Genomic DNA, 21,072 nt, shown 5'->3' with positions numbered 1-21,072 from the left:
CCATCCATGGCATGCCCGGCCCGCGCGATTACGCACCTCATCCCTGAGGTGCGCCCGTAACCGGGCCAACGCGTTGCGTTGTTTAAAAACGCTCCCGGCGTTTTTATCCGGGCGGCGGGACGCTTTCCTCTTCTGACCATGTTCCCTGCGCGTTAAGCTATTTTATTGCTGCCAGATGCGCCCAGGTATGGGTTTTCACTTGTCTGCAAAAGCGACTCTTCTACTCCCACTGCCAGAGTTTTGATGGCGTCATTACCGCCGGCAACGGCACATCCCATTCTGCCACCGGCAGGCTATCGACCTGCTGACAATCGTGTGCCAGGCCCACCGGCAAAAAACCGTGCTGCCGCCAGTTCTGCAGGGTGCGATCATAAAAGCCGCCGCCCATCCCCAGACGCTGTCCATGCTGATCAAACGCCACCAGCGGCACCATCATCAGATCCAGTTGATCAAGGGTGATCACCTGCCGGATATCCAGCGGCGGTTCAGGAATGCGCAGCTTATTTTTGAGCAATGGGGTATCGGGCGAATAGCGCAGAAACAACAAATTACCGGGGGAGAAGGGGTGTAAAACCGGCAGACAGACCGTTTTCTTCAGATGCCAGAGGCGGGCAATCAGCGGACGGGTATTCAGTTCGCCATCCACCGACAGAAACAGGGCGATATTGCGCGCTTCAGTCACCGGGGCGTAGTTGAGCGCATGTTCAGCGAGCTGCTCAGCGGCCTGCGTTTGCTGCTCATCGGTAAGTGCCCGTCGCAGATGTCGCACATGCTGGCGAATCGCCTGACGCTGGGTCATTGAAGGTTCAGACATGGAAGGTTCAGACATGATTTCCCCGCCGGATAAGTCGCTGTTGAGCGACTATAACATGTCAGTCAGGGGAAAAAAGCAGGACTACAGGAAGAGAGATCTCCGAGATGCCGCCGTAGGCTGTAACCCTTGAACCCTTGGTTCAAGGTGAACATGCCGTCATAACCATCAGGCTTCTCGGACGAACCGAGCATGCACACAGGTTACGAGCGTCACATTCTGTTTTTTCGAAATATCGGCTCAGGGGACTGGCCCACATGCAAACATCTCAGAGAAAATTTACCTCACCGTTACTTAAGTATAGCAACCATGAAGTTTTATTCGAACTTCGCACCCTCACGCTCAGAGATGCGACCCTGCTCAACTAATGCCTGTTCAATCGTCTGCTGCAACATACGGATACGCTGTTCCATATTAGCAGCATAATCGCGCGTTTTCACTTTCTCTTGCGCCAGCTCGTGGCAGACGTTTAACGCGGCGATGAACACCAGTTGTTCTGTATTGGTGACTCTAGTGCGAACTTTTAGATCTTGCAACCGTTGATTGAGATCTTCAGCCGCGCTATTGAGCGCATCTTGCTGCTCTGGCGGACAATTTACTCTCAACGAACGACCAAAAATTTGTAAATCTACCGGTTGTGCAGACATGCCACCTTCCTGACTGATTACTTCGCTCGCAACTCCCTTAGCAGTCAATGGCTTGGGAGGCGGGCAACTATATAGACCCACGAAATAAGATACAACCCCTTTTCTGGAAACCTTGAGGCAGCTAGTGGTAGCATAACACGAACTTATTCTGCCAACGACGATGAAAACTTATGTCCTTACAGAACGCAACCCCCGATTACAACGCGCTCGCGGCGGTGCTCTCACAGCAGGGCGTTGGAATGACGCCCGCGGAAATGCATGGCCTGCTGAGCGGGATCCTCTGCGGTGGTAACCAGGACACCAGCTGGAAGACGCTGGTACACGATCTGGCTAACGAAGGCATGGCGTTTTCACACACTCTTGCCGTGCCGCTGGCGGAACTACACGAGCATACGGCGACTACGCTGGAAGATGAAGGCTTCCTGTTTCAGCTGCTGCTGCCTGCTGACGACGACATCACTGTATTTGACCGTGCCGACGCGCTGGCGGGCTGGGTTAACCATTTTCTGCTCGGCCTGGGCGTAACACAGCCTAAACTGGATAAAGTCACCGGCGAAACCGGCGAAGCAATCGATGATCTGCGCACCATCGCACAGCTCGGTTACGAAGAAGATGAAGACCAGGAGGAGCTGGAGCAGTCGCTGGAGGAGGTGATTGAGTATGTACGTGTCGCCGCGCTGCTGTGCCACGATACGTTCACCCGCCCGCAGCCAACCGCGCCAGAAGTGCAAAAACCGACGCTACACTAATTTCAGGTCAACGAGTTTAACCGGTCAGTTTACAGGGAGTGCAGAGATGATTTCACTGGAACGATTCCTGCAGCGTCGTCAGGCGCTGCTGGCGAAGATGGTGCCTGGCAGCGCAGCGTTAATCTTTGCTGCGCCAGAAGTGATGCGAAGTAATGACACCGAATATCCGTTCCGCCAGAGCAGCGACTTCTGGTATTTCACCGGTTTTAACGAGCCGCAGGCGTTGCTGGTGCTGATCAAAAGCGATGAGAATCATAACCACAGCGTGTTGTTTAACCGCGTGCGCGATCCTGCGGCGGAAACCTGGTCTGGCCGTCGCCTGGGTCAGGAGGCTGCACCCGACAAACTGGGCGTCGATCGCGCTTTACCCTGGAATGATATTGGTGACCAGCTGCACCTGCTGCTGAATGGCCTGGATGTGGTTTACCATGCGCAGGGCGAATATGCCCACGCGGACACACTGGTGTTCAGCGCGCTGGATAAGCTGCGTCGCGGCTTCCGCCAGCATCTCAGTGCGCCCGATACCCTCACTGACTGGCGTCCCTGGGTGCATGAGATGCGCCTGTTTAAAGATGCGGATGAGATTGAACTGTTACGTCGCGCCGGGAAAATCAGTGCACTGGCGCATACCCGCGCCATGCAAGCCTGTCGGCCAGGCCTGTTCGAGTATCAGCTCGAAGGGGAAATTCAGCACGAATTTAACCGTCACGGCGCGCGTTTTCCCTCCTATAACACCATTGTGGGTGCCGGAGTTAACGGCTGCATTCTGCACTACACCGAAAACGAAAGCGAAATGCGCGACGGCGATCTGGTGCTGATCGATGCAGGCTGTGAGTTCCACGGCTATGCAGGCGATATCACCCGCACCTTCCCGGTTAACGGCAAATTCAGCCCGGCGCAGCGCGCGATTTATGACATCGTGCTGGCTTGCCTCAACCGCTCGCTTGAACTGTTCCGGCCAGGCATCAGCATTCGTGAAGTGAATGATGAAGTGGTGCGCATCATGGTCACCGGGCTGGTGGAGCTGGGCATCCTGGAGGGCGACGTCGATACATTGATCGCCGAGGAAGTCCATCGTCAGTTCTATATGCATGGCCTGGGCCACTGGCTGGGGCTGGATGTGCATGATGTCGGCCACTACGGCACCCCGAGCCGCGACCGCGTACTGGAGCCTGGCATGGTGTTAACCGTCGAGCCGGGTCTTTATATCGCACCGGATGCCGACGTGCCCGCGCAGTATCGCGGCATTGGTATCCGAATCGAAGATGACATTGTGATCACTGAAGATGGCATTGAAAATCTCACCGACAGCGTCGTGAAAGAGGCGGATGAGATTGAAGCACTGATGGCGGCGGCAAAACAGGCATGACGATTCTGATTGCCGGTGGCGGCATGACCGGGGCGACGCTGGCGCTGGCGATCTCCCATCTGACCCAGGGCACACTGCCGGTAACGCTGATAGAGAGCAGCGAGCCCGGCAGCCGGGCGCATCCCGGTTTCGACGGCCGCGCTATTGCGCTTTCTGCCGGTACCTGCCAGCAGCTTGCGGACATCAATCTGTGGCAGCACATCGCCCGTTGTGCCACGCCGATTACCGACATTCATGTCTCCGATCGCGGTCACGCCGGTTTTGTGTCGCTGGCGGCGGCTGACTACGCTATTCCGGCGCTGGGACAGGTTGTCGAGCTGTTTGACGTCGGTCAGCGTCTGTTTGCTGAGCTGAAAAAAGCACCCGGCGTAACGCTGCGCTGTCCGGCTCGTGTTACCCAGGCTAACCGCCGTGAGCAGCAGGTTGAGGTGACGCTGGACAGTGGCGAACAACTCAGCGGCAAACTGCTGGTGGCGGCGGATGGCACGCGCTCTGCGCTGGCGGCTTCGTGCGGCATTCAGTGGCAAAGAGACGACTATGAACAGCTTGCCGTGATTGCCAATGTTTCCACCGCGCTGCCCCATCAGGGCCGGGCATTTGAACGTTTTACCGAACATGGCCCGCTGGCGCTGTTGCCGATGTCCGGCAATCGCCTGTCGCTGGTCTGGTGTCATCCGGTTTCACAGCGTGAACGCATTGAGCAGTGGAGCGAGGCTGAATTCCTCAGCCAGCTGCAGCGTGCCTTTGGCTGGCGGCTGGGTAAATTCACCCATACCGGTCAGCGTGAGTATTACCCGCTGGCGCTGCACCGGGCGATGTCGCCGGTGACGCATCGCGTGGCGGTGGTGGGCAATGCGGCGCAGACGCTGCATCCGATTGCCGGGCAGGGCTTCAACCTGGGCCTGCGCGATGTGATGTCGCTGGCTGAAACGCTGGCAGCCGCCCATCGACAACAGCAGGACCCCGGCAGCTATGCGGTGCTGCATCATTACCAGCAGCGTCGTCAGCCCGACCGCGCTGCCACCATCGGTATCACCGACGGACTGGTTCGCGTCTTTGCGAATCGCTATGGCCCGCTGGTGGCAGGACGTAACCTGGGCCTGCTGGCGATGGATCATCTGCCGTGGTTAAGAAATCAACTGGCTGAGCGCACGCTTGGCTGGGTTAAGCGTTAATAAAGAGGCTCAGATGCAAACTTTTGATGTGGTGATTGCCGGTGGCGGTATGGTGGGACTGGCGGTGGCCTGCGGCTTGCAGGGCAGCGGACTGCGCATCGCCGTACTGGAAAAATCACCGGAGCCACCGCTGGCGCTGAGTGCGTCACCGTCAGTTCGCGTGTCGGCAATCAATGCCGCCAGCGAACGGCTGCTGCAGAAGCTGGATGTCTGGTCGACCATTCTCTCGCTGCGCGCCAGCGCTTATCACGGTATGGAAGTGTGGGATAAGGACAGTTTCGGCTCCATCGCCTTTGATGATGAGCAGCAGGGCCTGTCGCATCTGGGACATATCATCGAAAACCCGGTGATCCACAATGCGCTCTGGCAACGTGCCAGCGCCTGCAGCGACGTGACGATAATGGCACCTTCGCAGTTACAGCAGGTCGCGTTTGGTGACAACGAAGCCTTTGTTACTCTGCAGGATGGCAGCATGTTAAGTGCGCGATTAATGATTGCCGCTGACGGCGCTAACTCCTGGCTACGCAACAAAGCCGATATCCCGCTGACCTTCTGGGATTACGATCACCATGCGTTAGTGGCAAACGTCCGCACTGAGAAGCCGCACGACGCAGTAGCGCGCCAGGTGTTCCACGGCGACGGCATTCTGGCTTTCCTGCCGATGCAGGATCCGCATCTCAGTTCCATCGTCTGGTCGCTCTCGCCGCAGGAAGCGAGCCGTCTGGAAACCATGCCGGAAGCGCTGTTCAATCAGCAGCTCTCGGTGGCGTTTGATATGCGGCTCGGCCTGTGCCAGCTGGAAAGCGAGCGCAAATCGTTTCCGCTGGTGGCGCGCTATGCCCGCAACTTCGCGGCACACCGTCTGGCGCTGGTGGGCGATGCGGCTCACACCATTCATCCGCTGGCGGGTCAGGGCGTTAACCTTGGGTTTATGGATGCCGCCGAGCTGATCGGTGAGATTCGCCGTCTGCATCAGCAGGGCAAAGATATTGGCCAGCACCTCTATCTGCGACGCTATGAGCGCAGCCGTAAGCACAGCGCCGCAATGATGCTGGCGGGAATGCAGGGCTTCCGTGAAATGTTCGCAGGCAATAATCCGGCGAAAAAATTGCTGCGCGACGTGGGTCTGAAACTGGCTGACCGCCTGCCGGGTGTTAAACCCATGATGCTGAAGCAGGCGATGGGGCTAAATGATCTGCCCGCCTGGCTACGCTAAATCCGCCCTTCTGATAAGCCAGCTTCTGCTGGCTTTTTTTACGCCTGACACCGCTCTGCACCACAAAAAGGCAACGCTGCACCAGCACAGGTCTTCGTTTGATTTATTCTAATTTTGCGGGCGAATTCGCATTACTTTTTCTCATTCTTCTGTCCGCTGGGCGCGGGATTTTTTTAACATCCTGAATGCCATCCCGCATAAATTTGCTGCGTATATTTAAATTCCCTGCATTTATTGCGCGATTAATCACAAAATTGCAGTTTTATATCCTGTTGGCAGCCGTTCCTGGTTAGGCTGTGCCTCTGCTTTCGACCCCGGTTTGCTTATGGTTAATCGTCAGATTCGGTGGTAACGTCAGCCCTAAGAGAACGTTTGCGTCGGCACTGAATTCCGGCGCACTTTTGCACTCACTCGCTTCTGCACAGGATGGTTATGACTCAGCAAACACCTCTGTTTGAACAGCATCAGGCCTGCGGTGCCCGCATGGTGGATTTTCATGGCTGGATGATGCCACTGCACTATGGCTCCCAGATGGATGAACATCATGTGGTGCGCACCGACGCCGGTATGTTTGATGTCTCTCACATGACCATCGTCGACCTGACAGGCCCGCGTACCCGTGAATTCCTGCGCTACCTGCTGGCAAATGATGTGGCAAAACTGACCCAGCCAGGCAAAGCGCTCTACACCGGGATGCTGAATGCCTCGGGTGGCGTCATTGACGATTTAATTGTTTACTTTATGAGCGAAGAGTTCTTCCGCCTGGTGGTGAACTCTGCCACCCGTGAAAACGATCTCGCCTGGATCACGCAACACGCGCAGGGCTATGGCATTACTCTGACGGAACGCGACGACCTGGCGCTGATTGCCGTGCAGGGTCCGCAGGCGCAGCAGAAGGCTCAGACGCTGTTCAGCGAGGAGCAACGTCAGGCCGTTGCCGGCATGAAGCCATTTTTCGGCGTGCAGTCAGGAGACCTGTTTATCGCCACCACCGGCTATACCGGCGAAGCGGGATATGAGATTGCTATGCCTGCAGAGGAGGCGGCCGATTTCTGGCAGCGTCTGCTGGCTGCTGGCGTTAAACCTGCCGGACTGGGCGCACGTGACACGCTGCGTCTGGAAGCGGGTATGAATCTGTATGGTCAGGAGATGGATGAAGGCGTTTCACCGCTGGCTGCCAACATGGGCTGGACGGTCTGCTGGGAACCTGCTGACCGCGATTTCATCGGCCGGGAAGCGCTGGAACTGCAGCGTGAACGCGGTACCGAAAAGCTGGTAGGACTCATCCTCACAGAAAAAGGGGTGCTGCGTAACGGCTTGCCGGTGCGTTTCACCGATGACCAGGGGCAGCCGCAGGAGGGGACCATCACCAGTGGCTCTTTCTCTCCGACGCTGGGTTGCAGCATCGCCCTGGCGCGCGTACCGGCCTCAGTCGGCAGCACCGCCATCGTTGAGATCCGTAACCGCCAGATGCCGGTCCAGGTTACCCGTCCCGTTTTTGTCCGCGCCGGTAAACCGGTCGCTCAGTAAATTTTATTCAGGAGAAATGGCCAATGAGCAATGTGCCGAATACGTTGAAGTACCGCGACAGCCACGAGTGGGTGCGCAAAGAAGAAGATGGCAGCTACACCGTGGGTATCACTGAACACGCGCAGGAGTTACTGGGCGACATGGTGTTTGTCGATCTGCCGGAAGTGGGCGCGACGTTTGCCGCCGGTGAAGAGTGCGCGGTCGCGGAATCCGTTAAAGCGGCTTCAGATATCTATGCGCCGATCAGCGGTGAGATTGTGGCGGTCAACGAAGCACTGACTGACTCACCGGAGCAGGTCAACAGCGAGCCTTATGAAGGCGGCTGGTTATTCAAAATCAAAGCCAGCGACGCGTCTGAAATCGACACGCTGCTGGATGCGGATGCTTACAAAGCCTCCATCGACGAGTAGTCGTCAGGCGGCCTCACACAGAGGCCGCAGATTTATGTTTGCTCTCCGGTTCCCCCAGCCCGATTCAGGATTTACTGCTAATGACTCAGACTCTCAGCCAGCTTGAACACAACGGTGCATTCATTGAGCGCCATATCGGTCCTTCACCTGAGCAGCAGGCGCAGATGCTTGACGCTATTGGTGCCCGTTCGCTGGAAGCGTTAATCAGCACGATTGTGCCGGCAGACATTCAGCTGCCAGGCCCGCCAGCGGTTGGCGAAGCCGCCACTGAACAGCAGGCTCTGGCCGAACTGAAAGCGATTGCCAGCCAGAATCTGCGTTACAAATCCTGGATCGGTATGGGATACAGCGCGGTGATCACCCCGCCGGTCATCCTGCGTAATATGCTGGAGAATCCGGGCTGGTACACCGCCTATACTCCGTATCAGCCCGAGGTCTCCCAGGGCCGTCTGGAAGCGCTGCTGAACTTCCAGCAGCTGACGCTGGATCTTACCGGCATGGATATCGCGTCCGCCTCACTGCTGGACGAAGCGACCGCTGCCGCTGAAGCGATGGCGATGGCAAAACGCGTCAGTAAGCTCAAAAATGCCAATAAATTCTTCATTGCCGATGATATCCATCCGCAGACGCTGGATGTGGTCCGCACCCGTGCGGAGACGTTCGGTTTCGAACTGATTATTGATAGCGCGGACAAAGCACCCGATCATGACGACCTGTTTGGTGTGCTGCTGCAACAGGTGGGCACCACCGGCGAAGCGCACGATTACAGCGCGCTGATTGCCGGACTGAAAGCCCGCAAAGTGGTGGTCAGCGTGGCGGCGGACTTTATGTCGCTGGTGTTACTGGAAGCGCCAGGCAAACAGGGTGCGGACATTGTCTTTGGTTCAGCTCAGCGCTTCGGCGTGCCAATGGGCTACGGCGGCCCTCACGCGGCCTTCTTCGCCAGCCGCGACGAGCATAAACGCTCTATGCCAGGCCGTATCATTGGTGTTTCACGTGATGCGGCGGGCAACACGGCGCTGCGTATGGCGATGCAGACCCGCGAACAACATATCCGCCGTGAAAAGGCCAACTCCAACATCTGTACGTCGCAGGTGCTGCTGGCAAACATCGCCGGTCTCTATGCGGTGTTCCACGGCCCGGCGGGCCTGAAACGCATTGCCTCACGCATTCATCGCTTCACCAACATTCTGGCGGCGGGACTGCAACAGGGCGGCCTGAAGCTGCGCCATCAGCACTGGTTCGATACGCTGACGGTGGAAGTGGCGGATAAAGCCGCTGTGCTGAATCGCGCCCTGAGCTTTGGCGTTAACCTGCGTAGCGACATCCATAACGCCGTGGGCATCACGCTGGATGAAACCACCTGCCGCGAAGATATTCTGGCGCTGTTTGCCATTCTGCTGGGTGATGAACACGGTCAGGACCTGGAAAAGCTCGACAGCGAAGTGGCCAGCGAGAGCCACGCGATTCCTGCTGGCCTGCAACGCCACAGCGAGATCCTGACCCATCCGGTGTTCAACCGTCATCACAGCGAAACCGAGATGATGCGCTACATGCACAGCCTGGAGAAAAAGGATCTGGCGCTGAATCAGGCGATGATCCCGCTGGGCTCCTGCACCATGAAGCTCAATGCCGCGGCAGAGATGATCCCGATCACCTGGCCGGAATTTGCGGAGCTGCATCCATTCTGCCCGGCTGAACAGGCTACCGGCTATCTGCAGATGATCGGCCAGCTTTCGCAGTGGCTGGTGCAGCTCACCGGCTATGATGCGCTCTGTATGCAGCCAAACTCCGGCGCGCAGGGGGAATATGCCGGACTGCTGGCGATCCGTCGTTATCACGAAAGCCGTGGCGAGGGCGATCGTCATCTCTGCCTGATCCCAAGCTCGGCGCACGGGACTAACCCGGCCTCAGCCCAGATGGCGGGCATGGACGTGGTGGTGGTGGCCTGCGATAAACAGGGCAACATCGACCTTGGCGACCTGCGTGAAAAAGCGGCTCAGGCGGGCGACAAACTCTCCTGCATCATGGTGACTTACCCGTCAACTCATGGCGTTTATGAAGAGACCATCCGCGAAGTGTGCCAGATCGTGCATCAGTATGGCGGTCAGGTTTATCTGGATGGCGCGAACATGAATGCGCAGGTCGGCATCACCACGCCTGGCTATATCGGCGCGGATGTCTCGCACCTGAATCTGCATAAAACCTTCTGCATTCCGCACGGCGGCGGCGGTCCGGGTATGGGACCGATTGGCGTCAAAGCGCACCTGGCCCCGTTTGTGCCAGGACACAGCGTGGTGCAGATTGACGGTGTGCTGACGCAGCAGGGCGCCGTATCCGCAGCGCCGTTTGGCAGTGCATCCATTCTGCCAATCAGCTGGATGTACATTCGCATGATGGGCGCGGAAGGGCTGAAACAGGCCAGCTCGGTTGCGATTCTGAATGCCAACTACATTGCCCGCCGCCTGCAGTCGGCCTATCCGGTGCTCTACACTGGCCGTGACGGTCGGGTGGCGCACGAATGTATTCTCGACATCCGTCCGCTGAAAGAGCAGACCGGCATCAGTGAGCTGGATATTGCTAAGCGCCTGATCGATTATGGATTCCACGCACCAACGATGTCCTTCCCGGTGGCGGGCACCCTGATGGTGGAGCCGACCGAATCGGAAAGCAAAATCGAACTGGATCGCTTTATCGACGCGATGCTGGCGATCCGCATGGAGATTGATCGGGTGACGTCAGGTGAATGGCCGCTGGATGACAATCCACTGGTTAATGCGCCGCATACTCAGCTGGAAATCGTCAGTGAGTGGTCACATCCTTATAGCCGCGAACTTGCAGTCTTCCCGGCGGGCAGCCACAACAAATACTGGCCGACGGTAAAACGTCTGGATGATGTGTTTGGCGACCGTAATCTCTTCTGCTCCTGCGTGCCGATGAGCGACTATCAGTAATTTCCCCGCAGGCAAACGTTAACCACAAAGGGTCGATTCGTCGGCCCTTTGTACTGGAGAATCAGCATGAAACTGGCACTGGTTACGGGGGGCAGCCGCGGTATCGGGCGGGCCACGGCGCTGTTACTGGCCGTCCGGGGTTATCGGGTTGCGGTGAACTACCGTCAGCGCGAAGCGGAAGCTCAACAGGTGGTGGCGCAGATCCGGCAGCAGGGCGGTGAAGCCTTTGCTGTTCAGGCAGATATCAGTGATGAAGCCCAGGTGATGGCGATGTTTGCGCAGCTCGACCAGCAGTCCGAACCGCTGGCGTTGCTGGTGAACAACGCCGGGATTCTGTTTCAGCAGTGTCGCACCGAGCAGCTGGATGCGGCACGCCTGCATAAGGTCTTTGCCACCAACGTGATTGGGTCTTTTCTCTGCTGTCGTGAGGCGGTTAAGCGGATGGGCACGCATCACGGCGGCCAGGGCGGAGCCATTGTCAACGTCTCATCAGCAGCGTCGCGTACCGGTGCGCCTGGCGAATATGTCGATTACGCCGCTTCAAAAGGGGCGATGGACACGCTGACCAGAGGATTGTCGCTGGAAGTGGCGCAGCAGGGGATTCGGGTCAACGGCGTACGTCCGGGATTTATCTATACAGAGATGCATGCCGATGGCGGAGAGCCAGGCAGAGTAGACAGGCTTGCCAGCGTGATCCCGATGGGACGCGGCGGTGAAGCAGAAGAGGTGGCGGAAGCGATCGTCTGGCTGGCCAGCGACGCGGCCTCTTACGTCACCGGCAGCATCATTGACGCTGCCGGTGGGCGTTAACTCACTTCGCCGCTGATGCGGCGTGATGACTTACAGGTTTTCGCCGTTACTGGCGATAACCTGCTGATACCAGCTGAAACTCTTTTTCTTCCCACGAGAAAAATCGCCGCTGCCATCATCGTTTTTGTTCACATGAATAAAACCGTAACGTTTGTCGTACTGGCCGGTGGTAAACGAGACGCAATCGAGGCAGCCCCACGGCGTATAGCCTATTAATTCAACACCATCGTACGCCACAGCTTTCTTCATCTCTTCGATATGCGCACGCAGATAGTCGATGCGGTAATCATCTTCAATTACGCCATTGGCGTTTGGCTTATCGATAGCACCAAAGCCGTTTTCAACAATAAACAGCGGCTTCTGGTAACGCTCATACAACTCGTTCATGGCGTAGCGCAGACCAACCGGATCGATCTGCCAGCCCCAGTCTGACGCTTTCACATGCGGGTTTTTCACCACACCTTCAAAGCCGGTGATCGGATCGTCAACGCCGCTGGCATCGGTCTTCACTGCGTTGCTCATGTAGTAACTGAAACCGACATAGTCTGCACAGCCCTGGCGCAGCGTCTCGGCATCATCCGCTTCCATCTGAATGTCGTAACCCTTGCGCGCCCACTCTTTCAGGGTGTAGGCCGGATAGTAGCCGCGCATCTGCACGTCACTGAACACATAGCGCTGATGCATCGATTCCTGCGCCAGCACCACATCGTCCGGGTGGCAGGAGAAGGGATAGACCGGCACCATGGCGATCATGCAGCCAATCTGAAAATCAGGATTGATGTCGTGGCCGAGTTTCACCACTTTTGCACTGGCAACAAACTGGTGGTGCATCACCTGATACATCGCCTGTTCAGGTTTCTCATGTTCGGTAAAGATCACGCCTGAACAGCAGTAACCAAACAGCGGATACTGCCAGTTACGCTGGTTGTTGATCTCATTGAAGGTCATCCAGTATTTCACTTTGCTTTTATAACGGTTCAGCACCACTTCGCTGAAGCGCACAAAGAAGTCGACCACTTTGCGGTTGTGCCAGCCGCCATACTCTTTGACCAGGTGATAAGGCATTTCGAAGTGCGAAAGGGTGATGACCGGTTCAATGCCATACTTCAGCAGTTCATCAAACAGGTCGTCATAGAATTGCAGGCCCGCTTCGTTGGGCTGTTGCTCGTCACCGTTAGGGAAGATACGGGTCCAGGCAATCGAGGTTCGGAAACATTTGAAGCCCATCTCGGCAAACAGCGCGACATCCTGTTTGTAGTGGGAGTAAAACTCCACACCCTTGTGGTTCGGGTAGAAATGACCCGGCTGCACGCCGTCGGTGATCACCCGGTCAACGCCGTGTGAACCGCCAGTCATCACGTCAGCAATGCTGACGCCTTTGCCGCCCTGATCCCAGCCGCCTTCAACCTGATGCGCTGCCACCGCTCCGCCCCAAAGAAAGCCTTTTGGTAACTGCAATTCTGCACTCATGCTTCACCCCATTACGGATATTGAAATTGAGCTGAGTGTAGCAAGGCAATAATGAAAGTCACGATATAACAGCGCGGCAATAATTGCGTTTGTTACATCCAAAAAACAGGCTGTTTTATTTCCCCAGCTGGCGGCCGATTGCTTCAATAATATAGGTCACTGGCACCTGAGTCGTAATGTCGGAATTGTCCGCCATACGGATGATGGGCACATGGTAGCAGAGGTTGAAATCACCGATCTTCGCCAGCGAGCAGCTCTCCGTGTTGGTTATCGCAATGATTTTGCACTTATTCAGGCTGAACTGGCTGGCAATGCGCAGGATCTCTTCCGTTTCGCCGGAGACCGATAAAATAATGGCAATGGCGTTTTCATAGAGATCGGGACTGACCGGATAATAGGGATCGTCAATCGCGTGGCTGAATTTACCGAGGTTAGAGAAAAAGCGTGCGCCATATTTTGCCAGACTGCCGGAGGTGCCGACGCCAATAAAGAAGACCCGCTCAGCCTGATTAATCTTCTGCGCGGCCTCAGCGATGAGCTGTTCAAACTCCGGATTATTGATGCTCTTAAAAAAGCTCAGCATTTCACTGACGCCCGCCGTGTTGAGCATTGGCGCACTTTGCTGTTCGTTTAAGCGCAGGCGGATGCGGAATTCCGACCAGCCTTCACAGCCCATCTTGCGACAGAAACGCAGCACGGTGGTGGTGGAGACGCCAGCCTGCTCAGCCAGCTCGCGGATCGTCATGTAGCTGACGCCTTCGCGGTGCTTAATGATGAACTGATAGACCTGCATTTCCAGATCGTTAAGGCGGGCGAGATCGCTATGCGAAAACATGAATGACTCATTGAACAGTTGACTGGCGGCCAGTTTACCAGATTCATCACCCGGTTTAAGGGATAGTGAATTTCACTAGGATAATTTTAGCGTACAAGTGTACACTGAAAAAATTGTTGGCTACGCTGGATAACGATATCACTGCTATGGAGCTGATCAGGAACCTGTTATGACCCCCACACTCTCTCACAAACATCAACACGCTGCGGGCTATTCGTTCGCCGAGGAAATTGCCAACAGTATCAGTCACGGTCTTGGCTGCCTGTTCGGTATCGTCGGACTGGTGCTGATGCTCAATCAGGCAACGGAGAGGCAGGCCGACACCCTCACTTTTATCAGTTACAGCCTCTATGGTGGCAGCATGATCCTGCTGTTTCTGGCCTCGACGCTCTATCACGCTATTCCGGCTGGCCCGGCCAGACCCTGGCTAAAAAAGTTTGATCACTGCGCCATCTATCTGCTGATTGCCGGCACCTATACGCCGTTTCTGCTGGTCGCGCTGAGGACGCCGCTGGCGTATGGATTAATGGCGGTGATCTGGGGGCTGGCGCTGGCCGGTATCCTGTTCAAGCTCACGATTGCGCATCGCTTTAAAGCGCTGTCGCTGGTGACCTATCTCTGTATGGGGTGGCTGTCGCTGATTGTGGTTTATCAGCTGGCGATGATCCTGCCGCCGGGCTGCATCTGGCTGCTTGCCGCAGGCGGGATTATCTATTCGCTGGGGGTGATTTTCTATGTGGCGCGCCGCATTCCGTTTAATCACGCCATCTGGCATCTGTTCGTGCTGGGCGGCAGTCTCTGTCACTTCTGCGCTATCTACTTTTATGTGCGCTGAATTGAGCCTCTGAATTGTGGCACTGGCCCTTCCCTTAGCGGAAGGGCCATACGCTCAATCAGCTTTCATCCAGCGAGTAGGGCAGTGGCTGAATGGTCAGATGTCCGCCTTCATCGCCTTCCACCCGCAGCACGCTGTCCGCCTCCAGATCGTTATTCATCACGACCTGAATCCAGCTAATCCCGTCATCTAACTGCACCGCAGCCAGCACGCTGCCGGTTCGACGCCAGCGTTCACCCATCTGCAACTCCAGCGGGGCATTGGCTTCGGGCAGATGACTTGCCTGACCCGCCAGCCAGTAGAGCGCGCGTTTATTGGCGCCGCGATATTTCGCCCGTGCCACCATCTCCTGACCGGCATAACACCCTTTTTTAAAACTGATAGCATCCAGCGCCTGCAGGTTGGTGGCCTGCGGAATAAACTGCACGCTGGTGGCGGGATCAATCACCGGAATGCCCGCTTCAATATCCAGCGCCAGCCACTGCTGACTGTCATTAAACTGTGCATCGTCATTGAGCTTCTGCTTCAGCGCTTCTGCCTGGGCCAGCGAAGTGACAATCAGAAAACGTTCGGCCGGATGGGCAAACCACAGCAGCGTGGTTTCTCCCTGCTGCACCACCGGTTTTTCGCTGTCGGGCAGGCTATCAAACAGATTTTCCAGCGCGGCGCGCGCCTGGAAACCGGCCACGCCCAGCAATACTGACTCATCATCAGCCACCATCGACACTTTCGAAAACACGGCGTATTTCTTTAACTCGGGCAGCTGGGTGTCGCGCAGCTCACGACGGATCAGATAAGCATAGCCTTCACCGCGATGGAACAGGCGCATATTGCTCCACATTTTGCCTTTAGCATCGCAGTGTGCGGCGAGCGAATGGTGGTCGGCATCCAGCGCGGCGACATCCAGCGTTAACTGCCCCTGCAGGTAAGAGGTGCTGTCGGCACCAGTAATAGAAACCAGCGCCCAGCTATCCAGTGACATCAGGGTTAACGGCAGACGAGACGACGCGGCAGGCTGGCGCGGCGGTAAAGTAAATGTGGGCATGGAGATATCCTGTATAAGAAGGTTCATCCGGAATAATATCTTCAATGTTAAAAGAGCCGACTGGCAATGCAACCTGTTTACGGAAAACGGCGCACAAAAGGCGTGATAACCCTGAAAAGATCCAGCCTGAAATGTGGCAGGTTGCACAGCATGCGACGCTGCGCCTGCGAGCCGCATTAAACCAGGTTACACTAGGCGCCACGTTGTGAATTGTGGAAATTGATGCATGGATATTAATGATAAATCACGCATTCAGTGGGCCTGCCGTCGCGGCATGCTGGAACTGGATGTGGCTATTATGCCGTTCTTCAAATTTGAGTATGAGACGCTGAGCGACACCGATAAGCAGGTCTTTGTGGATTTGCTAAAGAGTGACGATCCCGATCTGTTTAACTGGCTGATGAATCACGGTGAGCCAAAGGATCCGGAGCTTAAGCGGATGGTGAACCTGATCCAGCAGCGTAACCATGCTCGCGGCCCGGTGGCAATGTAAGCTGCGGCCCTCTCGTCTGGCGTGCGGGTTAGTCTGCGCCTGGCTGATAGCAGCCGTGACTGGCGTGGTGCTGATGACGCTGCCTGCAGGCGGCTGGCTGGTTAAAGCGCCGATTATTCTGCTGTTGCTGGCTGAGGGCTGGCGCAGCGTTTGGCGATTGATTCAACGGCACGGTACGTTACAGCGGGAAAGCGTCCATTGCTGGATCTGGCAGGGAAAACGCTGGCGGCCAACTCAGCCACTACGCTGGTTACCCGTTGGCGTGCTGCTGGTGGCGAAGAGCGAACAGGGTGCCACACTGCGCTGGTGGCTGATGCAGGACAATATGCAGCCTGGCGAATGGCGGGCGTTACGCGCCTGCTGCTTCAGCCCGGCGCGGCATTAATGGCAGCAGTGCAGGCAAGAGCGTCTGAAGCCGTTCATCTGCCTGCACTGCGGTTCAATAATGACAGGCAAGAGCGATTAAAGCCGCTCACCTGTTCAGGCCACGGTTCGACACCGGCAGAAGGGCCGTCAGAGCAGTCCGGCGGTTTCGGTTAACACCTGCTCGCACCACTGCTCAACGCGCTCATCGGTGACCTCGAACTGATTCACATCATCAAGCGCCAGACCCACAAACTGCGAGCCATCGGCACTCAGCGGTTTCGGGCTGGTGAACTCATAGCCTTCAAGCGGCCAGTAGCCAACAAAACGTACTCCCATCGGCTGCAACAAATCGTGCAGCATGCCGAGCGCATCTAAAAACCACTCGCCATAGCCAATCTGATCGCCCATGCCATACAGTGCGACAATCTTGTTTTGCAGATTCAGCGCGGGCAACTGCGGCCAGATCGCCTCCCAGTCCTCCTGCAACTCACCGAAATCCCAGGTCGGGATGCCCATGATCAGCAAGTCGTACTGCTCCATCAGGCGTGGGTCGTCATCTTTCACGTTATGCAGCGTCACTAACTCTTCGCCAATAAAATCGCGAATTTTCTCCGCTACGATTTCGGTGTAACAGGTACTGGAACCGTAAAAAAGACCGATTTTCATGCAGATAACACTCTGTAAATACTGACTTTGGCGCAATTGTACCAGAAGCGCTGCTGAATCAGGCATAATGAGCATGATTTTACACCAGACGGCGGAGATTACGTGCAGGACAGCGATCTGACAGAACAGTTTCTTGATGCGCTCTGGATTGAACGCAATCTGGCGCAGAACACTCTCTCCTCTTATCGCCAGGATCTCCAGACGCTGACTGGATGGCTGGCGCATCACCAGCTGACGCTGCTTAGCGTGGCGCCGCTGGATCTGCAGCAGTTTCTGGCTGAACGGCTGGAGGGAGGCTACAAGGCGACCAGCTCAGCGCGGCTGCTCAGCGCCATGCGTCGCCTGTTCCAGTATCTTTATCGCGAAAAGCTGCGCCCGGACGATCCCAGCGCGCTGCTGTCAGCCCCAAAACTGCCGCAGCGTTTACCGAAAGATCTCAGTGAGGCGCAGGTCGAGCGACTGTTACAGGCGCCGAATATCGATATCCCGCTGGAGCTGCGCGACAAAGCGATGCTGGAGCTGCTCTACGCCACGGGCCTGCGCGTCTCCGAACTGATTGGCCTGACGCTCAGCGACATCAGCCTGCGCCAGGGCGTTGTCCGGGTTATCGGTAAAGGGGATAAAGAGCGGCTGGTGCCTTTAGGTGAAGAAGCGGTTTACTGGCTGGAGCAATATATGGAACATGGTCGTCCGTGGCTGCTCAACGGTCAGACGCTGGACGTGATGTTTCCCAGTAATCGGGCGCAGCAGATGACGCGCCAGACCTTCTGGCATCGCATCAAGCATTACGCCACGCTGGCGGGGATCGACAGCGAAAAGTTATCACCGCATGTGATGCGCCATGCCTTTGCGACCCATCTGCTGAACCACGGTGCCGATCTGCGTGTCGTACAGATGCTGCTGGGACACAGCGATCTCTCCACCACCCAAATTTATACGCACGTCGCCACTGAGCGCCTGCGTCAGTTGCATCAACAACACCATCCGCGGGCCTGAACCGCGGCGATAAGGACAAAAATGAACAAGCATTTTGCCATGCTGGCTCTTTTAGCCAGCGCCTTTTCCGGTCTCGCACAGGCCGATGACAGCGCCATTCAGCAATCACTTAAAAATCTCGGTCTGAACCAGACGGAGATCAGCCCGTCACCGCTGCCGGGTTTTAAAACCGTGCTGTCAGAAAGCGGCGTGCTCTACGTGACCGACGACGGCAAACATATGATCCAGGGTCCGCTCTATGACGTCAGCGGCAAACAGCCGGTCAACGTCACTAACCAGCTGCTGGACAAAAAAGTCGAGGCGCTGGTGCCGGAGATGATCGTCTACAAAGCGCCTAAAGAGCAGCACGTGATCACGGTCTTTACCGACATCACCTGTGGCTACTGTCACAAGCTGCACGAGCAGATGGCGGACTACAATGCGCTGGGCATCACCGTGCGCTACCTGGCGTTTCCGCGTGAAGGGCTGAATGGTCAGATTGAACCAGCGATGAAAGCGATCTGGTGCAGCGCCGACCGCAATAAAGCGTTTGATGAGGCGATGAAAGGCAATGCGCCGAAGATGGCCGCACCAGACAGTTGCAAAATCGATATTGCCCAGCACTATAAGCTTGGCGTGCTGTTCGGCATTCAGGGCACGCCCGCGATGCTGACTGACAGCGGCATGATGATCCCAGGTTATCAGTCGCCGCAGGAGCTGAAGCAGGTGCTGGACAATCAGAAGCGTGGTGGTTAATCGGTGGTAAAACAGGATGTGGAACTCCGTCGCCGTGAGGTGACGGTTGATGATGCGCTTCCGGCGACGCTGCCGCCGCTGCTGAAACGACTCTATCTGCAACGCGGCGTGCGCGACGCGGCAGAGCTGGAGCGCGGGGCGAAAAACCTGCTGCCGTTCCAGTCCTTAAGCGGGATTGAGAGCGCAGTGGAACTGCTGCATCAGGCGCTGCTGGATGGGCGTCGCATTATGGTGGTGGGCGACTTTGATGCCGATGGCGCGACCAGTACCGCGCTGACGGTCATGGCGCTGCGCAGCATGGGCGGCGGCAACGTGCAGTATCTGGTGCCTAACCGCTTTGAAGATGGTTATGGCCTCAGCCCTGAAGTGGTTGAGCAGGCGCGCGCGCGCGGCGCGGCGATGATCCTGACCGTCGACAACGGCATCTCCTCCCACGCCGGCGTTGAATGTGCCCATCAGCACGGGATTCCGGTGCTGATTACCGACCATCACCTGCCGGGCGAGACCTTACCAGCCGCTGAGGCGATCGTTAATCCCAATCTGCCGGACTGCAACTTTCCCTCACGTGCACTGGCGGGCGTGGGCGTTGCGTTCTATCTGATGCTGGCGCTGCGCGCCCATCTGCGCACCCAGGGCTGGTTTGGTGCCACCCGCACTGAACCCAATCTTGCAGAGATGCTGGATCTGGTGGCGCTCGGCACGGTTGCCGACGTGGTGCCGCTCGACGTCAACAACCGCATTCTGGTGTGGCAGGGACTCAGCCGCATCCGGGCCGGAAAATGCCGGCCAGGCATCCGGGCGCTACTGGAGATTGCTAATCGCGATGCGCGTCAGATGGCGGCCAGCGATCTCGGCTTTGCGCTGGGGCCACGGCTCAATGCCGCAGGCCGGCTCGACGATATGTCGGTGGGCGTGGCGCTGTTAATGACTGAGGATCTCAGTCAGGCACGGATGTTAGCCAGTGAGCTGGACGCGCTGAACCAGACACGAAAAGAGATAGAGCAGGGCATGCAGAGCGAAGCGCTGGCGCTGTGTCAGGCGCTGGAGCGTGAGCAGCGCGATCTGCCGCTGGGGCTGGCCTTTTATCATCCCGAATGGCATCAGGGCGTGGTGGGGATCCTCGCCTCCCGTCTGAAAGAGCGTTTCCATCGTCCGGTGATTGCCTTTGCTCCGGCGGGCGACGGCACGCTGAAAGGCTCAGGCCGCTCAATTGCCGGTCTGCATCTGCGCGACGCGCTGGAGCGTCTGGATACGCTGAATCCCGGCCTGATGCTGAAGTTCGGCGGTCATGCCATGGCGGCAGGCTTATCACTGGAAACCGCACGCTACGAGGAGTTTCGTCAGCGCTTTGCCGATCTGGTCGGTGAGTGGCTGGATGGCGAATCTCTGCAGGGCATCATCTGGTCAGATGGTGCGTTGCAGCCGCAGGAGTTTTCGCTGCAGACCGCTGAGATGCTGCGCGAAGCGGGCCCCTGGGGCCAGGCGTTCCCGGAACCCGCCTTTGACGGCAAATTTAAGCTGCTGCAACAGCGGCTGGTGGGCGAGCGACATCTGAAAGTGATGGTCGAACCGCTGGACGGCGGTCCGCTGATCGACGGGATCGCCTTTAATGTCGATACCACCCTGTGGCCCGACAGCAGCATTCGTCAGGTCGAGCTGGCCTATAAGCTGGATATCAATGAGTATCGTGGTAACCGCTCGGTACAGCTGATCATTGACCATATCTGGCCGCTTTGATTTTTATAAGGCGCGCGCGTCTCCGGTCACGGCAGAGGCGCGTCAGCCTGTTTTTTCCCTGCGTTAACCTGCTGTGCGAGCGGTTGTCGTCGCAGCCCGATAAGCAAATGCAACGCGTCACGCCGCCCCGGCATCAGCCCGCTGTCTCAGCGCTACAAACTGCCGCCAGTTTCGGGTAAACTTGTGCGTTAAATTTCCTGTCCCATCGAACATAAGAAAGACG

At 57.0% G+C, this 21,072-nt stretch carries 20 protein-coding genes and 1 other RNA gene; 14 read left to right on the top strand and 7 right to left on the bottom strand.

The genetic code is table 11. The features are described from left to right. Positions 1-220: 220 nt before the first annotated feature. The 3 genes from ACO6VX_RS11850 to zapA form a co-directional block, all read right to left on the bottom strand. On the bottom strand, positions 221-814 hold the full coding sequence (locus ACO6VX_RS11850; RefSeq protein WP_010671060.1) for a 5-formyltetrahydrofolate cyclo-ligase: 594 nt from the start codon (positions 812-814) through the stop codon (positions 221-223). Between the two features lie 92 nt (positions 815-906). After that, a non-coding RNA gene (gene ssrS, locus ACO6VX_RS11845) (6S RNA) lies at positions 907-1,089 on the bottom strand. A gap of 39 nt (positions 1,090-1,128) precedes the next feature. Continuing rightward, the gene (gene zapA / locus ACO6VX_RS11840; protein ID WP_008925677.1) at positions 1,129-1,458 is read right to left on the bottom strand and encodes a cell division protein ZapA; all 330 of its coding nucleotides are present in this window, start codon (positions 1,456-1,458) and stop codon (positions 1,129-1,131) included. A 170-nt stretch (positions 1,459-1,628) separates the two neighbouring features. Here zapA and ACO6VX_RS11835 point away from each other — a divergent pair, with 170 nt between their 5' ends. The 8 genes from ACO6VX_RS11835 (at position 1,629) to ACO6VX_RS11800 (ending at position 11,671) form a co-directional block, all read left to right on the top strand. Next, complete coding sequence (locus tag ACO6VX_RS11835) at positions 1,629-2,207, top strand: YecA family protein (protein WP_022623836.1); 579 nt, start codon at positions 1,629-1,631, stop codon at positions 2,205-2,207. 46 nt (positions 2,208-2,253) lie between these two features. After that, positions 2,254-3,576, top strand: coding sequence for a Xaa-Pro aminopeptidase (pepP, locus tag ACO6VX_RS11830; protein WP_080694246.1), 1,323 nt, complete (start codon positions 2,254-2,256; stop codon positions 3,574-3,576). Then, the gene (gene ubiH, locus ACO6VX_RS11825; protein WP_124890312.1) at positions 3,573-4,751 is read left to right on the top strand and encodes a 2-octaprenyl-6-methoxyphenyl hydroxylase; all 1,179 of its coding nucleotides are present in this window, start codon (positions 3,573-3,575) and stop codon (positions 4,749-4,751) included. The genes pepP and ubiH overlap by 4 nt, the downstream gene beginning before the upstream one ends. Before the next feature lie 13 nt (positions 4,752-4,764). Next, complete coding sequence (ubiI, locus tag ACO6VX_RS11820; protein ID WP_010671056.1) at positions 4,765-5,967, top strand: FAD-dependent 2-octaprenylphenol hydroxylase; 1,203 nt, start codon at positions 4,765-4,767, stop codon at positions 5,965-5,967. Between the two features lie 432 nt (positions 5,968-6,399). Next, positions 6,400-7,497 (top strand): glycine cleavage system aminomethyltransferase GcvT, encoded by a 1,098-nt coding sequence (gcvT, locus tag ACO6VX_RS11815; protein WP_422458138.1) that lies wholly within the window; start codon positions 6,400-6,402, stop codon positions 7,495-7,497. A 23-nt stretch (positions 7,498-7,520) separates the two neighbouring features. Next, positions 7,521-7,907, top strand: a complete 387-nt coding sequence (gene gcvH / locus ACO6VX_RS11810) for a glycine cleavage system protein GcvH (protein ID WP_010248802.1) — start codon at positions 7,521-7,523, stop codon at positions 7,905-7,907. An 80-nt stretch (positions 7,908-7,987) separates the two neighbouring features. Beyond that, positions 7,988-10,861, top strand: coding sequence for an aminomethyl-transferring glycine dehydrogenase (gcvP, locus tag ACO6VX_RS11805; RefSeq protein WP_022623832.1), 2,874 nt, complete (start codon positions 7,988-7,990; stop codon positions 10,859-10,861). A gap of 66 nt (positions 10,862-10,927) precedes the next feature. Further along, a complete protein-coding gene (locus ACO6VX_RS11800; protein WP_187496079.1) occupies positions 10,928-11,671 on the top strand; it encodes an SDR family oxidoreductase in 744 nt (247 codons plus the stop codon). A gap of 30 nt (positions 11,672-11,701) precedes the next feature. Here ACO6VX_RS11800 and ACO6VX_RS11795 read toward each other — a convergent pair whose 3' ends face one another. Both ACO6VX_RS11795 and ACO6VX_RS11790 read right to left on the bottom strand, forming a co-directional pair. Next, positions 11,702-13,141 (bottom strand): 6-phospho-beta-glucosidase, encoded by a 1,440-nt coding sequence (locus ACO6VX_RS11795; RefSeq protein WP_422458137.1) that lies wholly within the window; start codon positions 13,139-13,141, stop codon positions 11,702-11,704. A gap of 115 nt (positions 13,142-13,256) precedes the next feature. After that, positions 13,257-13,976: a MurR/RpiR family transcriptional regulator gene (locus ACO6VX_RS11790; RefSeq protein WP_010248792.1), complete on the bottom strand. Its 720-nt coding sequence runs from the start codon at positions 13,974-13,976 to the stop codon at positions 13,257-13,259. A 169-nt stretch (positions 13,977-14,145) separates the two neighbouring features. Here ACO6VX_RS11790 and trhA point away from each other — a divergent pair, with 169 nt between their 5' ends. Then, positions 14,146-14,811 (top strand): PAQR family membrane homeostasis protein TrhA, encoded by a 666-nt coding sequence (gene trhA, locus ACO6VX_RS11785; RefSeq protein ID WP_033785639.1) that lies wholly within the window; start codon positions 14,146-14,148, stop codon positions 14,809-14,811. Between the two features lie 58 nt (positions 14,812-14,869). On the opposite strand, the gene ygfZ is transcribed toward trhA, so the two are convergent. Beyond that, positions 14,870-15,856, bottom strand: a complete 987-nt coding sequence (gene ygfZ, locus ACO6VX_RS11780; RefSeq protein ID WP_187507165.1) for a tRNA-modifying protein YgfZ — start codon at positions 15,854-15,856, stop codon at positions 14,870-14,872. 226 nt (positions 15,857-16,082) lie between these two features. Between ygfZ and sdhE the strand changes: the two genes are divergently transcribed. Together sdhE and ACO6VX_RS11770 are read left to right on the top strand one after the other, a co-directional pair. After that, on the top strand, positions 16,083-16,349 hold the full coding sequence (sdhE, locus tag ACO6VX_RS11775) for an FAD assembly factor SdhE (protein ID WP_010248781.1): 267 nt from the start codon (positions 16,083-16,085) through the stop codon (positions 16,347-16,349). Further along, positions 16,324-16,734: a protein YgfX gene (locus ACO6VX_RS11770; RefSeq protein ID WP_010671050.1), complete on the top strand. Its 411-nt coding sequence runs from the start codon at positions 16,324-16,326 to the stop codon at positions 16,732-16,734. The genes sdhE and ACO6VX_RS11770 overlap by 26 nt, the downstream gene beginning before the upstream one ends. Positions 16,735-16,862: 128 nt before the next feature. Here the strand turns inward: ACO6VX_RS11770 and fldB are convergent, their stop codons facing one another. After that, positions 16,863-17,381, bottom strand: a complete 519-nt coding sequence (gene fldB / locus ACO6VX_RS11765; RefSeq protein WP_010248777.1) for a flavodoxin FldB — start codon at positions 17,379-17,381, stop codon at positions 16,863-16,865. 102 nt (positions 17,382-17,483) lie between these two features. Between fldB and xerD the strand changes: the two genes are divergently transcribed. The 3 genes from xerD to recJ are packed head-to-tail and all read left to right on the top strand — an operon-like array spanning position 17,484 to position 20,849. Next, a complete protein-coding gene (gene xerD / locus ACO6VX_RS11760; protein WP_010248689.1) occupies positions 17,484-18,377 on the top strand; it encodes a site-specific tyrosine recombinase XerD in 894 nt (297 codons plus the stop codon). A 21-nt stretch (positions 18,378-18,398) separates the two neighbouring features. Next, positions 18,399-19,112, top strand: coding sequence for a bifunctional protein-disulfide isomerase/oxidoreductase DsbC (gene dsbC / locus ACO6VX_RS11755; RefSeq protein WP_422458136.1), 714 nt, complete (start codon positions 18,399-18,401; stop codon positions 19,110-19,112). Between the two features lie 3 nt (positions 19,113-19,115). Then, positions 19,116-20,849, top strand: coding sequence for a single-stranded-DNA-specific exonuclease RecJ (gene recJ / locus ACO6VX_RS11750; RefSeq protein WP_245116000.1), 1,734 nt, complete (start codon positions 19,116-19,118; stop codon positions 20,847-20,849). Positions 20,850-21,072: the final 223 nt, after the last annotated feature.

The organism is Pantoea sp. BJFS-204 (assembly GCF_049310725.1).
GTDB classification, from domain to species: domain Bacteria; phylum Pseudomonadota; class Gammaproteobacteria; order Enterobacterales; family Enterobacteriaceae; genus Pantoea; species Pantoea agglomerans.
Note: the sequence above shows the minus strand (reverse complement) of the source record. Positions and strands in the feature narration are given on the sequence as shown.